We start from the raw sequence: 23,972 nt of genomic DNA, 5'->3' as shown, positions 1-23,972 counted from the left end.
TTTAAACTATATATGACTATAACACAATTAGAATACATCGTAGCCCTTGCTGATTTTCAGAGTTTCTCTAAAGCAGCTGATTTTTGTTGTGTTTCTCAGCCGTCTTTAAGCATGCAAGTGCAAAAATTAGAGGATGAATTGAATTTGACATTATTTAATCGCAAGGCTAAACCATTACAACCCACCATTGAGGCGAAAGATATTATTGCCAAAGCCAGAGCCATCTTAAACGAGAGTAATTCCATTCTTTCTCTTTCTAAAGGTTGGTCGAATCAAGTTAATGGAATTGTATCTATTGGAGTTATACCTACAATCGCTCCCTATTTAATGCCTAAATTTTTAGCTGATTTTCAGCTGAAATACCCAGAACTGACCATTCAAATAGCGGAAACGACTACAGCCACTATTAAAAAGGGAATTCAAGAAGGTAAAATTGACATTGGAATCTTAGTAACTCCTTTAAATGATAACCTGGTAGAAATACCACTTTATTATGAGGAATTGTTTCTGTATTCTAATGTCTGGGAAGAAGATGGGGCTAAATTAAAATCAACCTTAGATCCCTCAAAGTTATGGTTATTAGAGGAAGGGCACTGTTTAAGTAATCAAGTGAATTCTATCTGTAATTTGCCTACGGGACCTTTGATGGGAACTAAAATGATGTATCAAACGGGAAGTATGGAGACAATAGTTAGATTAGCCGATCAAGGATTTGGTCAAACCATCATCCCTCAAATGTTTGTAGATTATTTAGATCTTAAATTGAAAGAAAAAGTATATGCTTTACCGGAACCAAAACCTGTTAGGGAAGTAGCCTTAGTACATAGCCATTCCTATTCAAGAAAGGCCATTGTAAAAGCTTTAGAGGTAGAAATTTTAGCCCACATTCCTGATTCTTGGAAGCAATCGAAGGAGCGCAATATTATCCCAATATAGCCTTTGCTTTTTGACTTAGAAGTAAAGGTCGTAAAAAGAGTAAACTTGCTCCGAAAACAAAAACTAAAACCAATATACTGATACGCATATTGCCAGTTAATTGAATGACAAGACCAAACATAAACGTACCTAAAACAGTCGACATACGATCACATACGTCATAGAAGCTGAAATAGGACGCTGTGTCCTTCTCTCCTTTGGGACATAACTTAGCATAAGTGGCTCGGCTATTAGATTGAATTCCTCCCATTACAAAACCAATGGCAGTTGCTAATAAATAGAAATTAAATTGAGATGTCACTGTGTAGGCATAAGCACACACAAAAATCCACACCACTATAATTAAACCTAAAGCCTTAACATTACCTATCCAGCCCGAAAGACGCGCACAGAAATAGGCCCCCGGTATGGCCACTAATTGTATTAATAAGATGGTAACAATTAAAGCATCCTCCGGTAAATGCAATTCTTGACTACCAAATAAAGCCCCTAAATACATAACTGTTTGAGCTCCCATATTAAACAGGAAAAAGCTCATCAAGAAATTCTTTATTTCACTGTTAGCGCTTACCTCAATAAATACCTTCTTTAATTCCTTAAATCCACCAAGCCACCATTTTTGTGTGTCTTTTGCTTTTGCTACTGAATCAGGTAAATAATGTAATGGGATTTGCGCGAATACTAGCCACCATAATCCGACTGTTAAAAATGAAACTCTAGCTGCCATTTCGCCACCTATTCCGCCATACCACTCCGGCTTTAAAAGCATAGTAAGGTTTTGAACTAACAAGATAACTGATCCAATATATCCTAAGGTGAATCCCTTCGCACTCAACCTGTCGAATCGATCAGGAGTAGCAATTTCAGGTAAAAAACTATTGTAAAATACCATACTACCACCCCAGCCTATGATTGAAAATAAAAATCCTAGAGTTCCTATATAGTAATGACCTTTGCAAAAAAAGAATAAGGCAATACAACTTAATGAACCTAAATAGCAAAAGAAGCGCATGAAACTCTTCTTAGACCCTGTATAATCGGCTATACCCGAAAGGAATGGCATTAAAATAGCCAGTGCTAAAAAGGCTAATGATATAGTATAAGAGAAAACGACAGTATTGCTTAACTCAAAACCTAAGATGGAAATTATTCCTGGCGTAGTACTTCCCAGCGTAATAGCCGCAGAAGGAAAATAAATGGGGAATATCGCTGAAGTAATCGTCAAAGAATGAACTGAATTTGCCCAGTCATAAAAGGCCCACGCATTCATTGTTTTCGGATTATTCAGTTTTTGATCCATTAAAATAGTCCTAACTGTTCCCCAGTCGGTGGGTTTTTGATTTCAAATGGTATATTTTCTTCTTCTATTTCAGGCTGAACCTCTTCCCTCTTTTCTTCAGGAAAATTTATAACAAATTCAGGTTCGTCTGATGTTTCTACTACCTCTTCTAATTCTTCAGATACAACGCTAGTTTCGTCTTCTTCCTCTACCACTGCCATTGGTTCGGGTGTTGGTATGATGGAAACTGGAGCTTCATCTTCTGTTTCTAGGAATAAAACCTCTACTAATTTAGGGTAATTTAATTTACTTCCTAAAGCTTTCCATCCTCTTACTTCAGCTATATCGTCAATAGGCATGATTTCTATTTCATTCGTCTTGCCATCTGGTTTGTGTTTAATCTGCACGTTAGGTGCATAATTATCCGTAATGGCAATTAACTTACTCAGTTTATGATCTGAGATAAATAGGAATTTTTTATCAAGAGAAGTGGTTTCTAAATGGAAACGCTTGATTAAATGTGTTTTATTAGACCCATCAAAATATACAGCAGAAATAATGGCTTGTGGCTCAAATTTCTTTAAATACTTAATTTCTTCAGCTGGGTATCTATTCGTTAACTCAAAATTAGTTAATTCATAATTACCTGAAATATAAATGGCTAGGATGCTATCATTCGGTTCAAAATTACCAATGTGATCACCATGACCATCCCTATTCAAACGGCCTATAGTAGGATCATACCAAATATTCACTCCACCTAAAGTAGAAACACCCGCAGTTTTCATCGTAATCTTGCGAACTGGATATTTCGTAAGCATATTGCCTAAGGATTCGCGCCCTTTTATGGCTAGTTTGGCAAAATCGTAATCAAATTGTTTGATTTTAGCTGTACAATTAGCCGTTAAACTTATGGTGATTACCTCAGCTTCCCCATTTTCATTGGCTGAGAAGTATATGATCTTTGATTTGGCATTATCACTACTCACTTTATACTCACGATCTCTCGTAACCGAAGTTACTTTAAAACGCTTAACGTAGGAGGTGCCGGTTTTTCCATCTAGATATACGACGTTATATACTTTTCTGTCATCATTCTTTTTAAATACAGAGCAGTAAAGAATATCACGGCCTACAAATACCTTCTCTTGTACTTTAGTGACTACACAAGTACCATTCGAGCGAAATACAATAATATCATCGATATCAGAGCATTCCATTAGATATTCGTCTTTCTTAAGACCATAGCCGATAAAACCATCCTCGCGATTCACATAAAGTTTTTGATTCGCTGCTGCTACTACCGTGGCAGATATGGTATTGAAATTTTTAATTTCTGTTCTACGCTCCCTTCCTTTTCCGTATTTAACTAGTAAATTTTTGAAATAATCAATCGCATACCGAATAAGGTTAGCTAAGTGATCTTCTACCTCTGCTAATTCATCTAATAAACGTTTCATTAATTCGTCTGCCTTGAAGCTGTCGAATTTAGAAATGCGCTTAATTCTGATTTCTAATAATTTCAAAATATCCTCTTCGGTTATTTCGCGGTAAAAATCCTTTTTAAAAGGTTCTAGCCCCTTATCTACTGTTTGAATAACTAATTCAAAAGTTTCGCACTCTTCAATATCCCGGTAAATTCTATTTTCTATGAAGATTTTTTCCAAAGAACTAAACAGTACCTTCTCCATTAATTCACTCTTGCGTATCTCTAATTCTTGTCGTAATAAATCGACAGTTTGATTAGTAGAAACACGTAGAATCTCACCCACACCTACGAAGTGTGGCTTATCTTGAATAATAACGCAAGCATTAGGGGAAATAGATACTTCGCAATCTGTAAAAGCGTATAATGCATCAATTGTAACATCTGGTGAAATACCGGGAGCTAATTGAATCTGAATTTCTACGTCTTTTGCCGTATTATCAATAACCTTCTTAATCTTAATTTTCCCGGTATCATTCGCCTTAATAATAGAATCAATTAAAGACGTTGTTGTAGTAGTATACGGGATTTCAGTAATGACAAGGGTTTTCTTATCTAATTCATCGATTTTAGCTCTAATACGAATTTTTCCACCTCGTAGACCATCATTATAATTTGACGCATCCATCATACCTCCTAAAAGGAAATCAGGATAAAGCTCCACCTTTTTATTATTTAATATATCTATGGAAGCCTGGATTATCTCGCAAAAATTATGCGGCATAATTTTAGTGGCAAGACCCACGGCAATACCTTCCACCCCTTGAGCTAATAATAACGGGAATTTAATAGGTAATGTAACAGGCTCCCTCTTACGACCATCATAAGACATTTGCCATTCTGTTGTCTGGTTGTTAAATACAACGTCTGCTGCAAACTTAGATAAACGAACCTCTATATAACGAGCGGCAGCCGCACTATCTCCCGTACGATTATCTCCCCAGTTACCTTGGCAATCGAAAAGGAGCTCTTTTTGGCCTAAATTAACAATGGCGTCATTGATAGAGGCATCCCCATGCGGGTGATATTGCATTGTCTGACCGATGACATTAGCGACCTTATTAAAACGGCCGTCATCCATTTCCTTCAGTGCGTGTAGAATACGGCGCTGTACAGGTTTTAAACCATCCTCTACGGCCGGAACCGCTCTTTCTAGTATAACGTAAGAAGCATATTCTAAGAACCAATTCTCATACATCCCTGCTACCGCAATCTGATTCTGTAGTGCGCCGTCCGCTGATTCACTCATGTTATTATTTGGCTAATATTCTTCCCCATGGAAGAGTTGGTACATAATTAAGGCTGTGGCTCCCCAAATCAAATTCCCCTCATAGGTAAAGGATGGACTTAGGATCTTATTTCCATCGTAGCTAACCTCAAAAGGAATGATATTAGCTGGATCTTGAAAGAATGACACAGGTATTTCAAAAATACGATTTATTTCTCTTTTATTTAAATCGTATGTCAGCTTTTTATTTATTCGAATCGAAAAAGCAGTCATCCAATAATTAGACACATGAATCCAGTGTTCCGTAATATAATCTAAAGAAGTTGGATTGATCTCCACTCCTATTTCTTCTAATACTTCTCTGGCTGCGACTTCTCGTAAATCTAAATCAGTTGAATCCATTTTACCCCCTGGTAAAGCCATCTGACCACTATGGTGTCCATCATACTGATTTCTTTCAATTAATAGTACCTGTGGTTCTTGTTCGGGTAATTCCAAAAAGAGCACGACGACTGCCGCTGGTATAGCTTGTGCTTTGATCTCCGGCTTTAGGAGTATTTGTCTATAGATTGATCTAAATTGCTCAAATTCCTTCATAATTTAAAAGGATTTTGCAATGGCTTCTGCGCAGCGAATTCCATCTAATGCTGCCGACATAATTCCGCCCGCATATCCACCACCTTCTCCACAAGGATAAAGTCCTTTTATCTCTGGATGTTCTAATGTTTCTGTATCCCTTGGTATTTTAACTGGAGAGGATGTCCGGCTTTCTAAACCGATAATTTGTCCTAGATTAGAAGAGAAACCGGGTATTTTTTTATTAAAATCTTGAAAGCCTTGCGCTAAGGGAATAGATATATAATCAGGTAAAAACTCTCGCATTTCGCCGGGTTCTAATCCAGGAACATAGCTAGTCGGATGTGCGCTTTTACTTGCTTTTCCTTGAATGAAATCGAGCGTGTATTGTGAAACGGCTTTTTGAGACCCACCTACTAAAGATCCGGCTTTTTGTTCTAGTTCTTCTTGCATTTGCATTCCTGCCAAAGCCCCAAAATCTTTATATCGCGCTAAGTCTTGCTCCACAATACTGACTACAATTCCTGAATTCGCAAATTTAGAATCTCGTCTTGATGGCGACATCCCATTCACAACGACTTGATTAGGAGAAGTTGCAGATGGTACAATAAAGCCCCCTGGACACATGCAGAATGAAAATACTCCCCTCTGTACGCCTTCATAATTACTTTGGGTCACTAAACTAAAACTTGCAGGAGGTAAATAATCGGGGCGTTTCGTGACTTTATATTGCGCTTGATCAATAAAGGATTGCTGATGTTCAATACGCACACCTATAGCAAATGGTTTGGACTCTATGGCAATTCCTTTATCTTGTAATAATTGAAATATATCACGTGCTGAATGACCCGTGGCTAATAATATTCGATCCGCTTGAAATTCTTTTTCATTCGTACATGATACCCCTTTGACCGTATTATGTTGAATTATAAAATCAATTACTCGGTGATTAAAGTGTACTTCTCCGCCGGCAGCTATAACAGCATCGCGCATGGAAGCAATAATACCAGGTAATTTATTCGTACCAATATGTGGATGAGCTTCAAATAAGATATCACTGTGCGCTCCATGTGCTACAAATGTTTCTAAAACCCCCTTAATATCACCTCGCTTAGTACTTCTAGTGTATAATTTACCATCTGAATAGGTACCAGCTCCCCCTTCTCCAAAACAATAATTAGAATCCGGATCCACTAAATTAAATCGATTAATGGCAGCTAAATCACGTCTTCTTTCTCTAACATCCTTTCCTCTTTCAATGACTATTGGTTTAATACCTTTTTTTATTAAGTCAATGGCAGCAAATAAACCAGCTGGGCCCGAACCCACTACAATAACTTTTTTAGCATTCTTAGCTAAGGTCGGTAATTGAGTTGAAAGGCTAAAATCGTGATTTTTTTCATAGAAGCAAATACGAAGATTAACTTTAATTTGGCGGCTTCTGGCATCTATCGACCTTTTTTCAATACGGTATTTTGTCGAAGCAAGGTATGCCTCACCCATTTCAGCTGTTAAAAATTCTGCTAAATTTTCTGGCGAATTGGCAATTTCTGGGCTAAGAACAAAATCTCTTTGGTCAATCATACAAGTATTTTGTGCAAATTTACGAATCTATTTTTACTATTTCGGATGAATAAGCTAGCCTCAGAGGTTTCCCCCTATTTATTACAACATAAGAATAACCCTGTTCATTGGGAACCTTGGGGTAAAGAGGCTTTGGATAGGGCTAAAAAGGAAGATAAGCCCATATTAGTCAGTATTGGTTATGCTGCCTGTCATTGGTGCCATGTAATGGAACATGAATCATTTGAGAACGAGGAAGTAGCCTCGATCATGAATGAATATTTTATTAATATCAAGGTTGATCGAGAAGAACGTCCAGATGTAGACATGATCTATATGGAGGCTTTACACCAAATGGGATTGAATGGTGGATGGCCATTAAACGTCTTTTTAATGCCCGACCAAAAACCTTTTTACGGCGGGACCTATTTTAAACGACCTAATTGGATACAAATTCTACAGTCTATTCAAAATGCATTCGTAAATGATAGAGCTGAATTAGCTAAATCTGCGGAGGGATTCGCAGCTAGTTTATCAGAAAATTTGTCTCAATTTAGTATCACAGACTTAACCGAGGTTTCACTAGTTATTCCTTCGGCTCTATTAAAAATAAAATCAGCTCTTGATCCCGTGTTCGGCGGTATTAATAAGGCTCCTAAATTTCCACTTCCTTCTTTGATTCAATTTTTATATGCTGTTCCAGCTAGTTTATCAACTGAATTAGGCATACCTCCACTAGCTAAAACTTGGTTAGAAAAAATGGCTCAAGGTGGAATTTATGATGCAGTTAATGGAGGATTTTCCCGTTATTCTGTTGACTCAGAATGGTTTTGTCCGCATTTTGAGAAAATGTTATATGATAACGCACAATTATTGTCAGCCTATGCAAAAGCTTACAAAAGAGAGCCCAATCCACTTTACCAAGAAGTGGTATTAGACACTATCTCATTTCTTAAAACGGAATTACTATCACCGCGTGGTCTTTATTACTCTTCGTTAGATGCAGATTCAGAAGGGGAAGAAGGGTTATTTTATACGTGGACATTTGAAGAACTTAAAGCATTGAATAATGAAGAATTTTTAAAAACATATTCCATATCTAAACAGGGGAATTGGGAAGATGGCCGAAATATTTTATTCAAGTCTAATCCTGTTCTTAACGCTAACTATAAAAAGGAAATAGCATTCTTACGCGATGCCAGATTGAAACGCACAAGACCAGGGACAGATACAAAGGAAGTTTTAGTGTGGAATGCGCAATTAACACTTGCCTTTTTAGAGGTATATGATGTGTTTGGGCGTCAAGAAGATTTGCAATCTGCAGTAGACTTAACTACAGCTATTGAAACCTATTTAACTGCAGAAAATAGATGGTTTCATCAATCAGAATTTGCTGTAGCACCTATTTTAGCCTTTTTAGATGATATGTCGGCTATGGTTTTGGCCTATATAAAATTATATATTAGTACAGAGAGAGTTGATTATTTACAGAACGCGGATGAGTTGATTCAATTGATTTTGGCAAATCATTCTCATCCTGAATTAGCCTTATTTCAATACCGGTCTAGTCAGGCTGATTATTTAATTGCTGAGAAAGTAGAAGTGCTGGATTCTGTCATGCCGTCATCGAATTCTATGTTATGTGAGGCCTTATTATGGATGGGTATTTTACAAAATAAAGCAGAATATACTATTAAAGGAAGAGATATGTTAGGCCAAATTTTAGAAAGAGCTATAGCTCATCCAGCCTATTTTGCTAATTGGCTTCGAATCTATTCTGATTGGATGGAACATCCTAAAGCCTTATTAAAGTTTAACCCGTCGGTTCATTCGAAAGAAAATTTAGGGCGTTACGATTGGTGTATAACTGCGGAACAAATTCTTTTTATCCCCTACCTAGAGATTTCAGAATACCTCTTGTGCGTGGGAGATTATTGCTTTGCTCCTGCTGCTACCTTAGAGGAAGTAGATACGCAATTAGCTACACTTATTTAATACGTTCTGGGTTCTCCGTAACAAATGCCCCCCAGCCCTTTTTAGTCCCTTTCATGGTAGAACTAATGTTTTTATTGTGAAAATGATGACAAATAGCTATACCAAGGGCATCGGTGGCATCGTGTAATTTTCCATCTAATTTAATATTAGCAATTATTTCCACCATTTTAGCTACTTGCTCTTTTGACGCATTTCCGTTTCCTGTCACAGATTGTTTAATCTTTTTAGGCTCATATTCTGCAATAGGTATAGATTTAGAAAATGCTAAGGACATTATCATGCCTTGAACCCTTCCTAACTTAAGCATTGATTGAATATTTTTGCCGAAAAACGGGGACTCAATCGCAATCTCATCCGGCAAGAACTCTTCTATGATACCTAGAACTCGTTCGTGAATCTTCAAAAATTTAGCTCCTTGTGTAGTGTATTTCGTCAGGTTCAATACCCCATATTGTAGAACAGTCACCTTATCATTAGTGATACGCAATAAGCCGTAACCGAGAAAACGTGTCCCTGGATCTATTCCTAAGATTATTTTTTCTGATGTGGATGTGCTAATTTGCGTCATTATTACTTACTATGTTTATTCACAAAATTCCATCTTTTATTTCGTTCCTTTTTCCTCGTTTCACGTGGTTTAAAAAAAGCGAACATGAAATATATCTGACGTTTGATGATGGACCTACGCCTGAAATTACAGATTTTGTATTAGAAAGCTTAGCAGAATTTAATGCGAAGGCCACATTTTTTTGTATTGGCAAGAATGTCGAATCAAATCCTGCTATAATTGCTCGGATAAAAGCTGCAGGACACAGCATTGGTAACCATACGATGAATCATTATAATGCTTGGAAAATGAATTTTGAAGCTTATCAGAAAGATATAGCTCTTTGTGAAACAGTTTTCCAACAGAATAATATTGAGTCCATTGGTTTTCGTCCTCCCTACGGACGCATTACTCCTACTATGTACGAACAAATTCCTCATGTAATACTTTGGTCTGTACTAACAGGGGATTATAATGCCTCATTAAATTCAGCTGATATACTCAAGTCTATAAAACCACATTTAAAACCGGGAGCAATTGTTGTCATGCACGATAGTTTAAAAGCATATCCTCATGTAAAAAATATTTTACCAGAAATATTGGCCTATTGTTCTTCCCAAAATCTACGCATGTCTGCCCTATGATCGATACTCACGCTCATCTTTATGATATTAATTTTCAGGAGGATATGCCCATTCATGTAAAGGATATTTTAGCATCGGGAGTTTCGGAGGTTTGGCTACCTAATTGTGATCTAGCTTCTTGGTCCGATTTGAAAAAATTAAGATCTGATTTCCCTGATTTTGTATTACCTATGATTGGATTACATCCTACGTATATAAAAGAAAATTACGTTTCGGAATTAAAAGCTTTGCAGGAAGAATTAGAAAACACCCAGGTGTTAGCCATTGGGGAAATTGGCTTGGACTACCATTGGGATACTACTTTTGCGACTGAGCAAATGATCGCCTTTAAAAAACAATGCCATTGGGCATTAGATCGGAATATTTGGATTGATATTCATTGTAGAAAGGCTTATGCAGACTTAATTAAAACAATTCGCCTTCCCGAGTTTAAGGATTTGGGTGGAATAGTACATTGCTTTTCAGGTGATGCTCGTGAGGCAAAAGTTTTGACGGATTTAGGGTTTTACCTAGGTATTGGTGGTGTCATCACCTATAAAAATACAACGCTATTTCAGGATATAGCTGACATTCCTTTAAGTCGAATTGTATTAGAAACAGATGCACCTTACTTAAGCCCAGTTCCTCATAGAGGAAAACCAAATTCCCCTAAATACATCCCTTTAATCGCTCAAAAACTAGCAGATTTATACGAGGTATCTTTAGAAGAATTAGTTAATCAGACGACACAAAATGCGCAGAAATTAAAAGCTATCTCAGGCTATTAATTACGCCTTTCATTTGGTCATCCCAATTTAGAATAGCTTGTTTCAAACTAAGGACAAGAAGGTTCGTAGATAGTTTAAATTTGTCCCAACTTCCTTGGAAGACTAATTTACCCTTTTCCATTATACCTACCGATTGACTTAATTGTAAAATATCGGTTAGGTCGTGACTAATCAATACACAAGGGATAGCGCGTTCAGCGACTACAGAAGCAATAATAGTAGAAAATTCTAATTTTTGTTCTGTGTCTAATTGGCTAAAAGGTTCGTCTAGGACTAAGTAGTCAATAGGTTGACTAATAGCTTCTAAAAGTGCTAATTTTTGACGTTCACCTCCTGACAAATGTGCCACCTTTGTGTCTTTTTGTTTTATTAGGTAAAATTGTTTTAGGTATTTAGTAATTACAGCTTCTTGTTGCGCATTAGGAACATATTGAAATAGTACCTCAGCGTAATTATAAACACTATGATGCGGCTTGAGATGTAGCGTTTGTGGGACATAACCAGCTTGCTTAAATTGAGGTATTAGCCGATCCATACCATCATTCAATTCCTTAGAATGGATTTTAATGGAATAGTCGGCATCGTATTTTAAACCTACTAAAAGCGTGGCAATGGTACTTTTTCCAGAACCACTTTTACCTATTAATGCGTAGATTTCACCCGATTTTACCTTTATTTGAATATTGGATAAAGTAAAATGACTCGTAACTTGGTGTTTCTTTATGCCTATTGTTAACATTAAACCTATTTAAAATGATCTTGTGCGGAATTGATATCGGAACATCTTCCATTAAAGTTAGTATTGTTGATGCAGCAAACCAACATTTAATTTATTCTACTTCTTATCCTGAGGTAGAGAATGAAATATCCTCCCCACAGCCAGGCTTCGCGGAACAAGATCCTGAGCATTGGTGGTATTGTGTTAAGCAAGCCATTTTAAAGGCAAATTCTACGGGTTTATTTGATCCTAAAAATATAGGCGCCATTGGTATCTCCTATCAGATGCATGGCTTAGTAGTGGTGGATAAGGATTCACGTGTATTACGCCCATCCATCATTTGGTGTGATTCTAGAGCCACGCCATATGGAGAAAAAGCCTATGCTGGGTTAGGAGAAGCATTTTGCCAAAGTCATTACCTTAATTCTCCTGGTAATTTCACAGCTTCGAAGTTAGCTTGGGTAAAGGAAAATCAACCGGAAGTATTTGAACAAATACATCAAGTATTATTACCTGGAGATTTTATTGCAGGACGATTTACCTCACAATTCACCACAACTGCATCAGCCCTATCTGAGGGTATTTTATGGGATTTTAAAGAAGCTCACCCAGCTAAAGATTTAATGGCTTATTTTGGCTTTCCTGAATCCATCTTTCCACCTGTTCAAGCTTTGTTTTCAGATCACGGTACCATTAGTACTGCAATAGCGGCAGAGCTGGGAATTAACCCCCAGGTAAAAGTAACCTATAAGGCAGGAGATCAGCCAAATAATGCTTATTCATTAGGTGTTTTACATCCAGGTGATATAGCAACGACTGCCGGCACATCTGGTGTCGTATATGGAATTTCAGCTGAATTAAAGTATGATAAAGAAAATAGAGTTAATTCCTTCGCACACGTAAATCATAGCGCTGCTAAGACAAGTGTAGGTGTTTTAATGTGCATTAATGGAACAGGAATCCTGAACCGCTGGATTAAACAAAATTTCTTCTCTTCCTTATCTTACTCAGAAATGAATGTCTTGGGTTCTAAAGCTTCCATTGGATCGAATGGCTTGGTTTGTATGCCGTTTGGGAATGGTGCAGAACGTATTTTTCAAAATAAGACGCTTGGTGGAAGTTTTATGCACCTAGATTTTAATCGCCACCAATCTGCTGAAATCATTCGGGCTGCTCAAGAAGGAATCGCTTTCTCTATGGTATATGGTATCGAGTTATTAGGCAATGTAGGCGTTATACCTAAAAAATTAAAAGCGGGTCAAGCGAATATGTATTTAAGTGATTTATTTACCCAAGCTATCGTTAATTCGTCAGGAGCGTCTGTTGAATTACTAGATTCTGACGGAGCTTTCGGGGCTGCATTAGGTTCAGGTGCGGGTATTGGTTATTATAGCAATGAAGACGAAGCCGTGAGTCGAATCAAAGTATTAAAAACGATAGAACCAGATGTTAAGTCAAAGTCAGCATATGATGAGGCTTATGGTGTTTGGAAAAGTAACCTAGCCCACTAAAAAAGGCAAAGCCTCTCAATTTCTTGAGAGGCTTGTACCCAGTGCCGGAGTCGAACCGGCACGGGCTTGCACCCACGGGTGTTTGAGACCAGCGCGTCTACCAATTCCGCCAACTGGGCAATTAAAAATTGCTACGTAAAACTAGGCTTTTTCATTTGCTTTCGCAAATGAGCTTATAATAAATTCCGCTTTATTCGTAGCGTAATGCATCTACTGGGTCCATTTTAGATGCTTTAAAGGCAGGATAAATTCCTGAAAATAAGCCAACTAAAATACAAATGATAATTCCAGTCATCATCCAAAGCCAAGGAATAATAAAGCTAGCGGCTCCAGAACTAATACCTTGAGCAATTAAATTACCAATCGGTATAGCTAGCATTATTCCTCCGATTCCGCCCAATAAACAAATGACAATAGCTTCGATTAAGAATTGCTGTAAAATTCGACCTGGTGTAGCTCCTAATGACTTTCTAATACCTATTTCTCTAGTCCTTTCGCTAACGGAAACCATCATAATATTCATCAAAGCAATGGCTGCCCCCAAAAGAGTAATAAATCCAATCACAAAGCCACCAATTCGCAAAGAGCCTGTGATACTTTCAAAACTCTTAGCCATCGAGTCAGATCGATCTATGCTAAAGGAATCCTCCATTCCTATTGGATCCATGCGCACTTTACGCATTGCTCCCCTCGCCTCTTCCATGAAATCGTCTAGGTTATTTATTTTCGATGAGGACGTAGTAATATCAAAAGTCAAATTACGCCCTACCGCCATTTTCCGTCCTGTTTCTAAGGGAACAATAACCACACGATCGTCTCCACCACCCATCATGTTACCTTTCTTTTCTAATACACCTACGACCTTAAGCTTAATACCTGAAACAACAATTTCGGAGCCAACAGGACTTTGTTTTTCATATAATTGATCAATCACGTCCACCCCTAGAATACATACATTAATGGCATTTAATTGTTCATTTGAGGAGAAATTACGACCTACGCCTACTTTATAGCCTTTTAGTTCCATGAAATTATCATCAATACCTAGCACTCTTGTATTAGGGTTAGTTTTCTTTGAACCAAATTTAGCAATCGCATTATTGTTTACATTCGTTTTTAAAGAGACTTTTCCTTTAGAGGTAAAAAGGGCTTTATAATGAGTTGCTTCGCGGTAATTAATGTTTTTAAAACGTTTCTCCTTTTGACCTTCACGCCTAACTTGCATCGCTGGACGATTACGAATATCAAATGAATTAGCGCCTAAACCAGAAAAGGAGTTATCCACTGAGCTTTGAATACCATCAATGGCTGTTAAAATACCGACAAGTGAAGTTATTCCCAGCGAGATAATCAACGCCGTCAAAACAGTACGAAGCAGATTACTTTTAATAGAACGAAGACCTTCTAAAATATTTTCTTTTAAATTCATATACCTATTTGACTAAGCCGGAATTTTCCGGAAACTTTTTGACTAAGCTGCTTCTGCAGTCTCTACGTCACGCAGTGACGACTGTTGCAATGCAATCGCAAGTTATCCTCTTTTTCACAACATTAAAAACCAATGAAATAGGCTTTTAATCCGTTAGTCCTTTTTTTAGCCTAATTAATTCATGAGCCCCTCTTTCTTAATCGCTAACTATTTGATAATTTAGTATAAAATTATGTCAGTGGAAGAAAATCAACAAAAAGCGCCTATTTATAACGACGATAGTATTCGTTCCCTAGATTGGAAAGAACATATTCGGCTTCGTCCGGGTATGTATATTGGTAAATTAGGAGATGGTTCATCAGTGGATGACGGTATTTATGTTCTAGTAAAAGAGATCATGGATAACTCGATTGATGAGCATATGATGGGTAACGGGAAGTCTATTGATGTTAAAATTTCTGATCATAAAGTAGAAGTACGTGATTATGGCCGTGGAATACCTTTGGGAAAAGTGATTGATTGCGTTTCTAAAATTAATACGGGTGGTAAATATGATTCTGGGGCTTTCCAAAAGTCAGTAGGTTTAAACGGAGTCGGTACAAAAGCAACAAACGCGCTTTCTAACTATTTTAAGGTTCAGTCCTACCGAGATGGTCAAACAAAATGGGCTGAATTTTGTAAAGGAGAGTTAACAGCTGAATCTCCTGGTATTGAGTCATCTAATTCAAAAAGTGGGACTCATGTGGCTTTTGAGCCGGATAATTCTATTTTTAAAAATTATCACTTTATTCCACAGTATTTAGATTCCTTATTTTGGAATTATGCTTTTTTAAATGCTGGATTAACCATTAATTTCAACGGAGAGAAGTATTTTTCCCAAAACGGATTATTTGACCTACTTTCTAAAAAAACCAATTCAGACGAAAACCGCTATCCGATCATTCACCTAAAAGGTAATGATATTGAATTAGCGATAACGCATAATAACCAATACGGAGAAGAATATTATTCTTTCGTGAATGGCCAAAACACCACTCAAGGCGGAACTCACCTTGCTTCCTTTAGAGAAGCACTAGTTAGGACTGTACGAGAATTCTTTAAAAAGGATTTTGATCCGTCTGATGTCCGCGCTAGTATAGTGGGAGCCATAGCCATACGAGTTCAAGAACCCGTTTTTGAATCACAAACTAAGACAAAATTAGGTAGTACCACTATCTCGCCTGATTCTAATTCGACATCCATACGGACGTTTATTGGTGATTTCGTTAAAACGGAGTTAGATAATTATTTACACCAAAACCCATCCGTTGCCGATGCGCTATTAAAGCGTATTTTACAATCAGAACGCGAGCGTAAGGATATTGCAGGTATCAAAAAGCTTGCCAATGAACGTGCGAAAAAAGCTAATTTACACAATAAAAAACTTCGGGATTGCCGCGTTCATTTATCAGATGAAAAATCAGAGACGCGTCTTGATACTACCCTATTCATAACTGAGGGTGATTCAGCATCAGGAAGTATCACAAAATCACGTGATGTCCAATTGCAGGCTGTTTTTAGTTTAAGAGGAAAGCCATTAAATAGTTTTGGCTTGACTAAAAAGATTGTCTATGAAAATGAAGAATTTAACTTATTGCAACACGCATTAGATATAGAGGATTCATTAGATAATCTACGCTACAATAAAATTGTGATTGCAACGGATGCTGATGTCGATGGAATGCACATCCGTTTACTGATACTAACGTTCTTTTTGCAATTCTTCCCCGACTTAGTGCGGAATGGGCACTTATATATTTTAGAAACCCCTCTATTTAGAGTTCGAAATAAGAAGGAGACCCGCTATTGCTATACGGATGAAGAAAGGCGCTCAGCGATTTCGGATTTAGGACCTAAACCAGAAATTACCCGCTTTAAGGGATTGGGAGAAATTTCCCCTGAAGAGTTTGGGAATTTTATTGGAGAGGATATTAAATTAGAACCCGTAATATTAGAAAAAGACTTTACGATACCACAGCTTTTGACCTACTATATGGGTAAAAATACGCCCGAACGTCAGAAGTTTATTATTGATAATTTAGTGGTAGAAAAAGATCTAGAAGAAGTTCTTTTAGCTTAATTAGAAATTCAATTCCAGGAGTTGCTTAAGTTCTTTCATAGCTTTAGCGGCTCCTTTTTTTTCTGCTTCTATAATTCCCTGTAAAATATATTTTTCCGCTTCTTCATCTTGATTCGTATCTAATAATAAAGTGGCTAGGGTATAATACGTAGCTATATAATCTGGAAAAGTTGCGGTTATGTATTTGAATGACCACAAAGCTCCGTTTATATCCCCCTCCTTTTGGTATTCCATCCCTAATAAATAATGATTAAATGGATCATCTGGATATTGAATAATCTCATTTTTAATAAATTCTTTGCGATCCATTTTGCTAAATTAAAAACAAATTAGTATGCTTGCATAACAATTTAATCTGCCATGAAAATACTAGTCTGTATATCCTGTGTCCCAGACACCACATCAAAAATAGTAATAGATCCCGCAACCTCCCAAATAAGTAGCCAAGGTTTAACATTTATTGTAGGCCCTTATGATGATTATGCCCTTTCTAGAGCTATAGAATTAAAAGAGAGCCATAGTGCAGAACTCGTTGTTTTACACGTGGGTGGACCTGAATCAGAACCCTTAATTCGTAAATGTTTAGCCTTAGGTGCTGATTCTGCCGTTCGTATCGATGGCAATCCCATATCATCTAATCAAATAGCCACCGCCATAGTCAATTTTGTAAAGTCAAATCCGGTTGATCTGATTTTAATGGGTAAAGAATCCATTGACTATAATTCTGGAAATGTGCATGGTTTAGTGGCAGGAGCTTTGGGTTATGTACATTTTAATCCTGTCATGCATTTAGATATGACCACAGATGGTCTTAAGTTAGAAGTAGAGATTGATGGCGGTAAAATGGAGGTATACTGTTCTCTTCCAGCCGTATTAGGGTGCCAAGAGCCCATTGCAGAATGGAAAATTCCATCTATGCGAGGAATTATGACAGCCCGAACAAAAGAAATTCTAATTCTTCCATTAGATACTCCTAGCCAAGTGCAATTAATTAAAGCAGATATTGCTGAAACTGCACGTAAAAATAAGATGATTAAAGCAGAGGATGCAGAGCAGTTAATTGATTTATTAAGAACAGAGACAAACGTATTATAAGATGAAAAAAATCGCCATTATTGCTCAAACGAAAGAAGGTCAATTATCAGAACAGACCCATCAATTAATTTCATTTGTTTCTGCTTTTAATCCCGAGCAAATTAAATTGCTTACTATCGGAGAGGTAAGTTTTACTAAAGTTGCTTCTTCTAAGCCGGTTGAATTGATTCAATTATCAACTGATTTATTTGTTGAATCTACATCTATAGCTCCTTTATCTGCTGCTTTAGAAGATTTCTGTGTATTTGGAATTAAATCAATTCAGATAGATAACTTATTAAGCCTATTAGCGGCACATAGCTCGAAAGAGTTGATTTCAGGCATCCAAAAAATGAGTTTCTCATCGGGACAATTTTCTATTAGTAAGTCTATTTTTTCAGGCAAGGCATCCTTAGAAATCACTTCATCTACTGCCTCCTATTTTAGTTTTAATCGAAATTTTGATTTTAGTGGACTGGGTGAATATGCAGATCTAGCTTTGGCAAATACTAGCGCTATTAGTAATTCCGCAAGTTCTAAAGCTTCTATCTTATCCTTAAAGCCCATTACTGGTTCTATACCATTGCCCGATGCCGCCATCGTCGTGGGAGCAGGTAGAGGTTTAAAAGATCCTGGTAACTGGGGAATGGTGGAAGAATTAGCCAAAGCTTTAGGTGCAGCCACAGCCTGTTCAAAACCAGTATCTGATTTAAATTGGCGCCCACATCACGAACACGTAGGTCAAACTGGAGTAAAGATTTCACCTAATTTATATATCGCTTGCGGTATTTCTGGAGCCATTCAGCACCTAGCTGGCGTTAATGGTTCACGTATTGTTGTTGTTATCAATAACGATCCAGAAGCGCCCTTCTTTAAGCATGCTGATTATGGAATTATCGGTGATGTAAATGATATCCTTCCAAGACTAACAAAAAAGCTACAATCTCATTAAAATTAGCGGGCTAATTGGTACATTTGTGTTTTAATATAGGCCTTTGAAAGAGTTTGTTCCTTTACGTATTTTATCTGTGAATCCTAGTTCGGTGGGTGCTAGCTCTTATATACTTTTATTAGAGTCTGACGATAACCAAGCTTTGCGTTTTCCCATCGTGATAGGTAGCCAAGAGGCTCAGTCTATATCCGTATTTTTAGAGCATATTCAAACTAGTCGACCTTTAACTCACGATCTGTGTGTTAATCTTCTATCCTATTCTAATTTATCTGTTGAAAAGGTTTTAATTACAGATTTTAAGGATGGGATTTTCTATGCGAATTTGGTGATTAATAAAGACGGAGAAATAATTAAGGTAGATGCTAGACCATCTGATTCAGTTGCTATTGCCATACGTTTAGATAAACCCATATTAATCTCAGAGAAATTACTTCATGATATTTGTATACCTGAAGATGATTTTATAGATGAACTAGAAGATGAATTTAATCTAGTAGAAAAGTCAACCGTCTCACGTTCTAAAGTAGAATTAGAAGCTTTACTTCTTAAAGCGCTTCAGGATGAAAACTATGAAGAGGCTGCTAAATTAAGAGACGAAATTGATAAATTATAAATATGAAATATTCTAAAAGTCGCCCACAATCATCCCAATTAACTCTTGTTATCTCCATGGCGAGTTTAGCTTTTATCATTGCGCTATTCTTTCAATTATTTGTTAGTGTAAAAACCTGGGGAAATGAAATAAAATCTCAAATGAAGGTTTATGTGTATTTAAGTGATTCACTACAAACGACAGATTTAGCCAGTACCATTAATTACTTTAAATCGCGTCCCTATTTAGCTCAAAAAGATTTAAAACCTGAACTTGAATTTAAATCAAAGTCTCAGATAGCAACTGAGTTTCTAAAATCATCTCAAGAAGATTACCAAACACTTCTAGGAGATGAAAATCCTTTTAAAAACTGTTTAATTTTAGGTATAAAAGAGGAGTTTAAAAATGAAGCCTCGTTTAAAAAGATTGTTAGTGAAATTCAGACTAGACCAGGTGTGTATGAGGTAAGTTACCCTAACACCTTTATCGGATCCTTATTAGGTAAAATTCAGGCTGTTGGGTATGTAGGAATTACTCTAATCGTTCTATTAGCTTTATTTATTTACATCCAATTAGCCAATAATATTCGTTTGCATATTCACGGAAATCGTGTTTTAATTAAATCCATGCAATTATTGGGTAGTACGAATAGTTTTATTCAAAAACCTTATCTACTAGATGCATTACTAGTTGGGTTTGTAGGTGGTTTCATGGGATATATTCTCGCAAATGGAGCCTTTTATTACTTTTCTACTTCCATTCCAGAAATAACGACTTTATTTTTTAAGTTGCAAAATCAATTTCAATTGGTACTTGTGTGCGTAGGTTTTTGTACCCTATTCAGTGTTCTAGCTTCCTACGTATCTATTACAAAATATCTTAAAATTCAGCATACAAACCTATTTTAATATGAGTCAATCAAATATGCCTTTAGGGGCCAAAGAAATTAAAATTCTATTACTAGGTATTGGAATTATGTTAATTGGTTTTTTTGTAATGACATTAGATAAAGAAGAATTTGGCTTCGGATTTTTGGGTTTAACATTAGGGCCTTTATTAGTTCTTGTGGGAATTATCATTCCTATATTTTCTCTATTTAAGTGGAAACGCTAATGACCGAGATTCTAAAAACTATACTGCTAGGAATTGTTGAGGGATTGACCGAATTTTTACCCGTTTCTTCTACTGCCCATCTGATTGTTACAGAAAATCTATTAGGAATAGAGAATTCTAAATTCTTAAATTTCTTCACAGTCTTTGTACAATTAGGTGCCATTGCAGCTGTTCCATTCCTGTATTTCAAACGCTTATTTGCTTCCGGCTTATCTATTTATTTTACCATTATAGCATCTTTTATTCCAGCGGTAATTTTTGGGCTTTTGTTAGATGACTTACTTGAAGCACTTTTTCAAGGATATTGGTTTATTGCAGGATCATGGATTATTGGCGGATTTATATTAATTAAAATCGATACTTGGTTGCCAGCTAAAACTAGTCCTATTGAAATTCAGTCGATATCCTACCCGAACGCCTTTAAAATAGGCTTATTTCAATGTATAGCGATGATACCAGGTGTCTCTAGGTCAGGTGCAACCATTGTGGGTGGTCGTGTACTAGGTTTAAGTCATTCTGCCGCCGTAGAGTATTCTTTTTTATTAGGCATTCCTACCATTTTAGGGGCTTGTGCTAAGAAACTTATAGATTATCGCCAAGATTTTGGTGTTCTTTTTACGAAAGAGCATATTCAATTTTTAAGTATAGGGACTAGTATCAGTTTTATTATAGCTCTATTGACTATCAAATGGATGGTCGGCTTTGTTCGTCTTCATGGCTTTAAGCTCTTTGGCTATTATCGAATTATGGTAGGACTTTTATTAAGTATATATCTGTGGATGATTTAATAGAAGTTCAGGATAAGTTTTATGTCATCAATAAGCCAAAAGAATGGTCCTCTTTTGATGTTGTTAAAAAGATACGGAATCTAGGTCGATTCAAAAAGATAGGCCATGCAGGCACCTTAGATCCATTAGCAACGGGCATACTTATTATGTGTGTAGGTAAATACACAAAGAAGATTGATTATTTCCAATCACTTCCTAAAACGTATACAGGAAAAATGGTTATTGGAAAAACTACCCCATCAATTGATTTAGAGACAGAATTTGATGGCGACTATCCAATAGAGCACATTGATCCCGATTTACTTGAAGAAGTAAGAAAAACATTTCTAGGGGCTATTAAACAGGTACCTCCTATCTATTCAGCGATTAAATTAAATGGGCAACGGTTGTTTACTCATGCCCGCAATGGAGTTAGTGCGGAAGATTTAGATATAAAAATCCGAGACGCCGAAGTCTTTCGCATGGAGATAGATACTGCTAATTTTCCCGAAATTAGCTTTGAAATAGAATGCAGTAAAGGAACCTATATTCGAAGTATTGTTCGAGATTTTGGCTTAAAATGTGAATCAGGGGCTTATATGAGTGAATTAGTTAGAACTAAAATTGGGGATTGGGGTTTAGATAAAGCTCAGGATGTAGCCACCTTTAATAGCGAATTACATGAAGTGCTTTTATAGTTTTGATACAGTTACCATAAATTCTCCTACTGCCGTTACCATCGGCATGTTTGATGGTTTACATTTAGGTCATTTGAAGGTTATAGAGGGATGTTTATCCACATCTAAATTAAACCAATTAAAGACCTGTGTCATTACTTTTTCTAATCACCCTGCCGATCATTTTACGGGAAAAAGAAATGAATTATTAATGCCAATGCAGGAAAAGATTGAAGCTTTCAAGAATTTTGGTATTGATTATTTAGTCATAATTCCATTTGATGCCTATATCGTAGAATTACCAGCTAAAAATTTCATTCAAGAGCATTTGATCGATCGGTTAAAAGCTAAAAAAGTTGTTTTGGGTTATGATAACCATTTTGGCAAAAACCGAGAAGGATCCATATCCTATATAAATGAACATTTTAGTGACATTATAGAATCAATATCTATAGACGTAGCAAAAGTAGATGAGGTAATTGTTAGCTCCTCGCAAATCAAAAAATACCTATCAGAAGGAGATATTACAAAAGCGAATGCCATGCTAGGCCTTCCCTATTCCGTTTCGGGAAATGTGGTGCATGGAAACCAAAACGGACGAAAAATAGGTTTCTCTACCGCTAACATGGCTTTGAATGCGGATAATAAATTCATACCGCAGTTAGGGGTCTATTTATGCCAAGTGAATATCGAAGCTGGACAATTCTACGGATTAACTAATATGGGATATCGCCCTACCCTTAATAAAGACGATGGAATACATATCGAAACCCATCTATTAGATTTTGATGGAGATATTTATGGTCAAAAAATAGAAATACAATTTATCGAAAAAATAAGATCAGAAAAACGATTTGATTCTTTTGATGACCTAAAGAATCAAATCGCAGCTGATTTAGCCTGGGCTAAACTCTATTTAGCATAGATTCATATAACTACCTAAAAAGACTAATTCATCCGCTCTTTTAGCAAGTAAATCTTGGATATTTTGATCTAATTTATTGCCTTCAATGTCAATAAAGAACCAAAATTTAAATTCATTCGTATCTTTTTGTGGTCGAGATTCAATTTTCAATAAATTAATTCCACTTGATTCAAATTCTTGTAATAAAGAAAGTAAAGCTCCTGGCTTATCATCATTCTTTAATTTAATCGCTAGACTCGTTTTATCTCGATCGGTCTTCTTTAAATTCTCTACCTTAGAAATAATAAAAAACCGAGTCTGATTAGAATCATTATCTTGGATGTTATCAAATAAGATAGGCAATGAATAGATCTTAGCCGCTATATGTGAACACAAAGCCGCTCCATCTTCGTCCTCTACGGCTAATTTAGCCGCTCTAGAGGTCGAATCTACTTGAACAAAGAAATCCTCTTCTTGACCCGAAAAATAGTCCCCTAAAAAGCCTTTACACTGTTGAAAAGCGATATCCTTAGAATAGATCTTTTTAATCCCTTGTATACCATTATGTTTAGATGCTAAACAAAAGTTGACGGGAATAATAATCTCAGAGATAACAAAAAGATTCTTTTCACTCAAAAGATCCATTGTTTCTTTTACCATTCCCTCCTGGTTATTCTCAATGGGAACCACACCATATTTAGCACGGCCGGTTTCTACTGATTCGAAAACAGATTTGATAGAAGGCAAAGATATATAATCAGCTACAGCACCAAAACGTGTTTCAGCAGCTTGATGGGTAAAACTACCCTCAGGGCCTAAATAACAAATGATTTCTGGAAGTTCTAAATTACGTGATACACCAAATATCTCTAAAAATATAGCCTCTATGGCTTCCTTCTTTAATTTACCAGTGAATTGATTAGCTAAACGATCAATTATTTCTTTTTCTCTATCCGGATGATAAATAACCGAGTTTGATTCGCGTTTTAATTTGCCAATCTCCTCTACAAACTCCATTCTTTGCACTAATAGTGAAAGAATAGAATCATCTACTTGATCAATTTTGCCTCTTAATTCAGGTATATTCATGCGTAA

General features: G+C 36.5%; 23 protein-coding genes and 1 tRNA gene. 14 read left to right on the top strand and 10 right to left on the bottom strand.

Going from position 1 to position 23,972, the window contains the following annotated elements; translation table 11 throughout:
- Positions 1–12: 12 nt before the first annotated feature.
- Positions 13–936, top strand: a complete 924-nt coding sequence (locus tag ACST14_RS01750) for a LysR substrate-binding domain-containing protein (protein WP_459459942.1) — start codon at positions 13–15, stop codon at positions 934–936.
- Here the strand turns inward: ACST14_RS01750 and ACST14_RS01745 are convergent.
- The 4 genes from ACST14_RS01745 to ACST14_RS01730 are packed head-to-tail and all read right to left on the bottom strand — an operon-like array spanning position 923 to position 7,089.
- Positions 923–2,236, bottom strand: a complete 1,314-nt coding sequence (locus ACST14_RS01745; RefSeq protein ID WP_459459940.1) for an MFS transporter — start codon at positions 2,234–2,236, stop codon at positions 923–925. The genes ACST14_RS01750 and ACST14_RS01745 overlap by 14 nt on opposite strands.
- Positions 2,236–4,950, bottom strand: a complete 2,715-nt coding sequence (locus ACST14_RS01740; protein WP_459459938.1) for a DNA gyrase/topoisomerase IV subunit A — start codon at positions 4,948–4,950, stop codon at positions 2,236–2,238. Before ACST14_RS01740 ends, ACST14_RS01745 begins: the two co-directional genes overlap by 1 nt.
- 12 nt (positions 4,951–4,962) lie before the next feature.
- Complete coding sequence (locus ACST14_RS01735) at positions 4,963–5,526, bottom strand: NUDIX hydrolase (protein WP_459459936.1); 564 nt, start codon at positions 5,524–5,526, stop codon at positions 4,963–4,965.
- A 3-nt stretch (positions 5,527–5,529) separates the two neighbouring features.
- Positions 5,530–7,089, bottom strand: a complete 1,560-nt coding sequence (locus ACST14_RS01730; protein WP_459459934.1) for an NAD(P)/FAD-dependent oxidoreductase — start codon at positions 7,087–7,089, stop codon at positions 5,530–5,532.
- 45 nt (positions 7,090–7,134) lie between these two features.
- Here ACST14_RS01730 and ACST14_RS01725 point away from each other — a divergent pair, with 45 nt between their 5' ends.
- Positions 7,135–9,063, top strand: coding sequence for a thioredoxin domain-containing protein (locus ACST14_RS01725; RefSeq protein WP_459459933.1), 1,929 nt, complete (start codon positions 7,135–7,137; stop codon positions 9,061–9,063).
- On the opposite strand, the gene ruvC is transcribed toward ACST14_RS01725, so the two are convergent.
- A complete protein-coding gene (gene ruvC / locus ACST14_RS01720) occupies positions 9,056–9,631 on the bottom strand; it encodes a crossover junction endodeoxyribonuclease RuvC (RefSeq protein ID WP_459459931.1) in 576 nt (191 codons plus the stop codon). The genes ACST14_RS01725 and ruvC overlap by 8 nt on opposite strands.
- 11 nt (positions 9,632–9,642) lie before the next feature.
- Here ruvC and ACST14_RS01715 point away from each other — a divergent pair, with 11 nt between their 5' ends.
- Entirely contained in the window at positions 9,643–10,254 is a 612-nt protein-coding gene (locus ACST14_RS01715; RefSeq protein WP_459459929.1) for a polysaccharide deacetylase family protein, read from the top strand.
- Entirely contained in the window at positions 10,251–11,021 is a 771-nt protein-coding gene (locus tag ACST14_RS01710) for a TatD family hydrolase (RefSeq protein WP_459459927.1), read from the top strand. Before ACST14_RS01715 ends, ACST14_RS01710 begins: the two co-directional genes overlap by 4 nt.
- Here ACST14_RS01710 and ACST14_RS01705 read toward each other — a convergent pair.
- The gene (locus ACST14_RS01705; protein WP_459459925.1) at positions 11,005–11,760 is read right to left on the bottom strand and encodes an ATP-binding cassette domain-containing protein; all 756 of its coding nucleotides are present in this window, start codon (positions 11,758–11,760) and stop codon (positions 11,005–11,007) included. The two genes, ACST14_RS01710 and ACST14_RS01705, sit on opposite strands and share 17 nt — an antisense overlap.
- Before the next feature lie 14 nt (positions 11,761–11,774).
- Here ACST14_RS01705 and ACST14_RS01700 point away from each other — a divergent pair, with 14 nt between their 5' ends.
- The gene (locus ACST14_RS01700) at positions 11,775–13,250 is read left to right on the top strand and encodes a xylulokinase (RefSeq protein WP_459459923.1); all 1,476 of its coding nucleotides are present in this window, start codon (positions 11,775–11,777) and stop codon (positions 13,248–13,250) included.
- 35 nt (positions 13,251–13,285) lie between these two features.
- On the opposite strand, the gene ACST14_RS01695 is transcribed toward ACST14_RS01700, so the two are convergent.
- Positions 13,286–13,369 (bottom strand) — tRNA-Leu (locus ACST14_RS01695).
- Positions 13,370–13,440: 71 nt separating this feature from the next.
- Positions 13,441–14,679, bottom strand: coding sequence for an ABC transporter permease (locus ACST14_RS01690; protein ID WP_459459921.1), 1,239 nt, complete (start codon positions 14,677–14,679; stop codon positions 13,441–13,443).
- Positions 14,680–14,911: 232 nt separating this feature from the next.
- Here ACST14_RS01690 and ACST14_RS01685 point away from each other — a divergent pair, with 232 nt between their 5' ends.
- The gene (locus ACST14_RS01685; protein WP_459459919.1) at positions 14,912–16,798 is read left to right on the top strand and encodes a DNA topoisomerase IV subunit B; all 1,887 of its coding nucleotides are present in this window, start codon (positions 14,912–14,914) and stop codon (positions 16,796–16,798) included.
- On the opposite strand, the gene ACST14_RS01680 is transcribed toward ACST14_RS01685, so the two are convergent.
- Positions 16,799–17,107, bottom strand: coding sequence for a tetratricopeptide repeat protein (locus ACST14_RS01680; protein ID WP_459459917.1), 309 nt, complete (start codon positions 17,105–17,107; stop codon positions 16,799–16,801). It abuts the gene before it with no gap.
- Between the two features lie 51 nt (positions 17,108–17,158).
- Between ACST14_RS01680 and ACST14_RS01675 the strand changes: the two genes are divergently transcribed.
- Genes ACST14_RS01675 through ACST14_RS01640 form a run of 8 tightly spaced genes read left to right on the top strand, consistent with a single transcriptional unit; the run spans position 17,159 to position 22,898 of the window.
- Complete coding sequence (locus ACST14_RS01675; RefSeq protein ID WP_459459915.1) at positions 17,159–17,893, top strand: electron transfer flavoprotein subunit beta/FixA family protein; 735 nt, start codon at positions 17,159–17,161, stop codon at positions 17,891–17,893.
- 1 nt (position 17,894) lies between these two features.
- Positions 17,895–18,824 (top strand): electron transfer flavoprotein subunit alpha/FixB family protein, encoded by a 930-nt coding sequence (locus ACST14_RS01670; RefSeq protein ID WP_459459914.1) that lies wholly within the window; start codon positions 17,895–17,897, stop codon positions 18,822–18,824.
- Between the two features lie 43 nt (positions 18,825–18,867).
- Positions 18,868–19,437, top strand: coding sequence for a bifunctional nuclease family protein (locus ACST14_RS01665; RefSeq protein ID WP_459459912.1), 570 nt, complete (start codon positions 18,868–18,870; stop codon positions 19,435–19,437).
- Between the two features lie 2 nt (positions 19,438–19,439).
- Positions 19,440–20,324, top strand: coding sequence for a cell division protein FtsX (locus ACST14_RS01660; RefSeq protein ID WP_459459910.1), 885 nt, complete (start codon positions 19,440–19,442; stop codon positions 20,322–20,324).
- A gap of 1 nt (position 20,325) precedes the next feature.
- On the top strand, positions 20,326–20,529 hold the full coding sequence (locus tag ACST14_RS01655; RefSeq protein WP_459459908.1) for a DUF3098 domain-containing protein: 204 nt from the start codon (positions 20,326–20,328) through the stop codon (positions 20,527–20,529).
- Positions 20,529–21,317 carry an undecaprenyl-diphosphate phosphatase gene (locus ACST14_RS01650; protein WP_459459906.1) on the top strand — a complete coding sequence of 263 codons (789 nt, stop codon included), beginning with the start codon at positions 20,529–20,531 and terminating at the stop codon, positions 21,315–21,317. The genes ACST14_RS01655 and ACST14_RS01650 overlap by 1 nt, the downstream gene beginning before the upstream one ends.
- Complete coding sequence (truB, locus tag ACST14_RS01645; RefSeq protein WP_459459904.1) at positions 21,305–21,994, top strand: tRNA pseudouridine(55) synthase TruB; 690 nt, start codon at positions 21,305–21,307, stop codon at positions 21,992–21,994. Before ACST14_RS01650 ends, truB begins: the two co-directional genes overlap by 13 nt.
- Positions 21,978–22,898 carry a bifunctional riboflavin kinase/FAD synthetase gene (locus tag ACST14_RS01640; protein WP_459459902.1) on the top strand — a complete coding sequence of 307 codons (921 nt, stop codon included), beginning with the start codon at positions 21,978–21,980 and terminating at the stop codon, positions 22,896–22,898. Before truB ends, ACST14_RS01640 begins: the two co-directional genes overlap by 17 nt.
- Here ACST14_RS01640 and pheA read toward each other — a convergent pair.
- Positions 22,890–23,966, bottom strand: a complete 1,077-nt coding sequence (gene pheA / locus ACST14_RS01635; RefSeq protein WP_459459900.1) for a prephenate dehydratase — start codon at positions 23,964–23,966, stop codon at positions 22,890–22,892. The genes ACST14_RS01640 and pheA overlap by 9 nt on opposite strands.
- Between the last annotated feature and the right edge of the window lie 6 nt (positions 23,967–23,972).

The sequence above is a fragment of the Aquirufa sp. A-Brett2-15D genome, from assembly GCF_054558735.1.
This window is presented reverse-complemented; position numbering and strand designations above follow the sequence as displayed.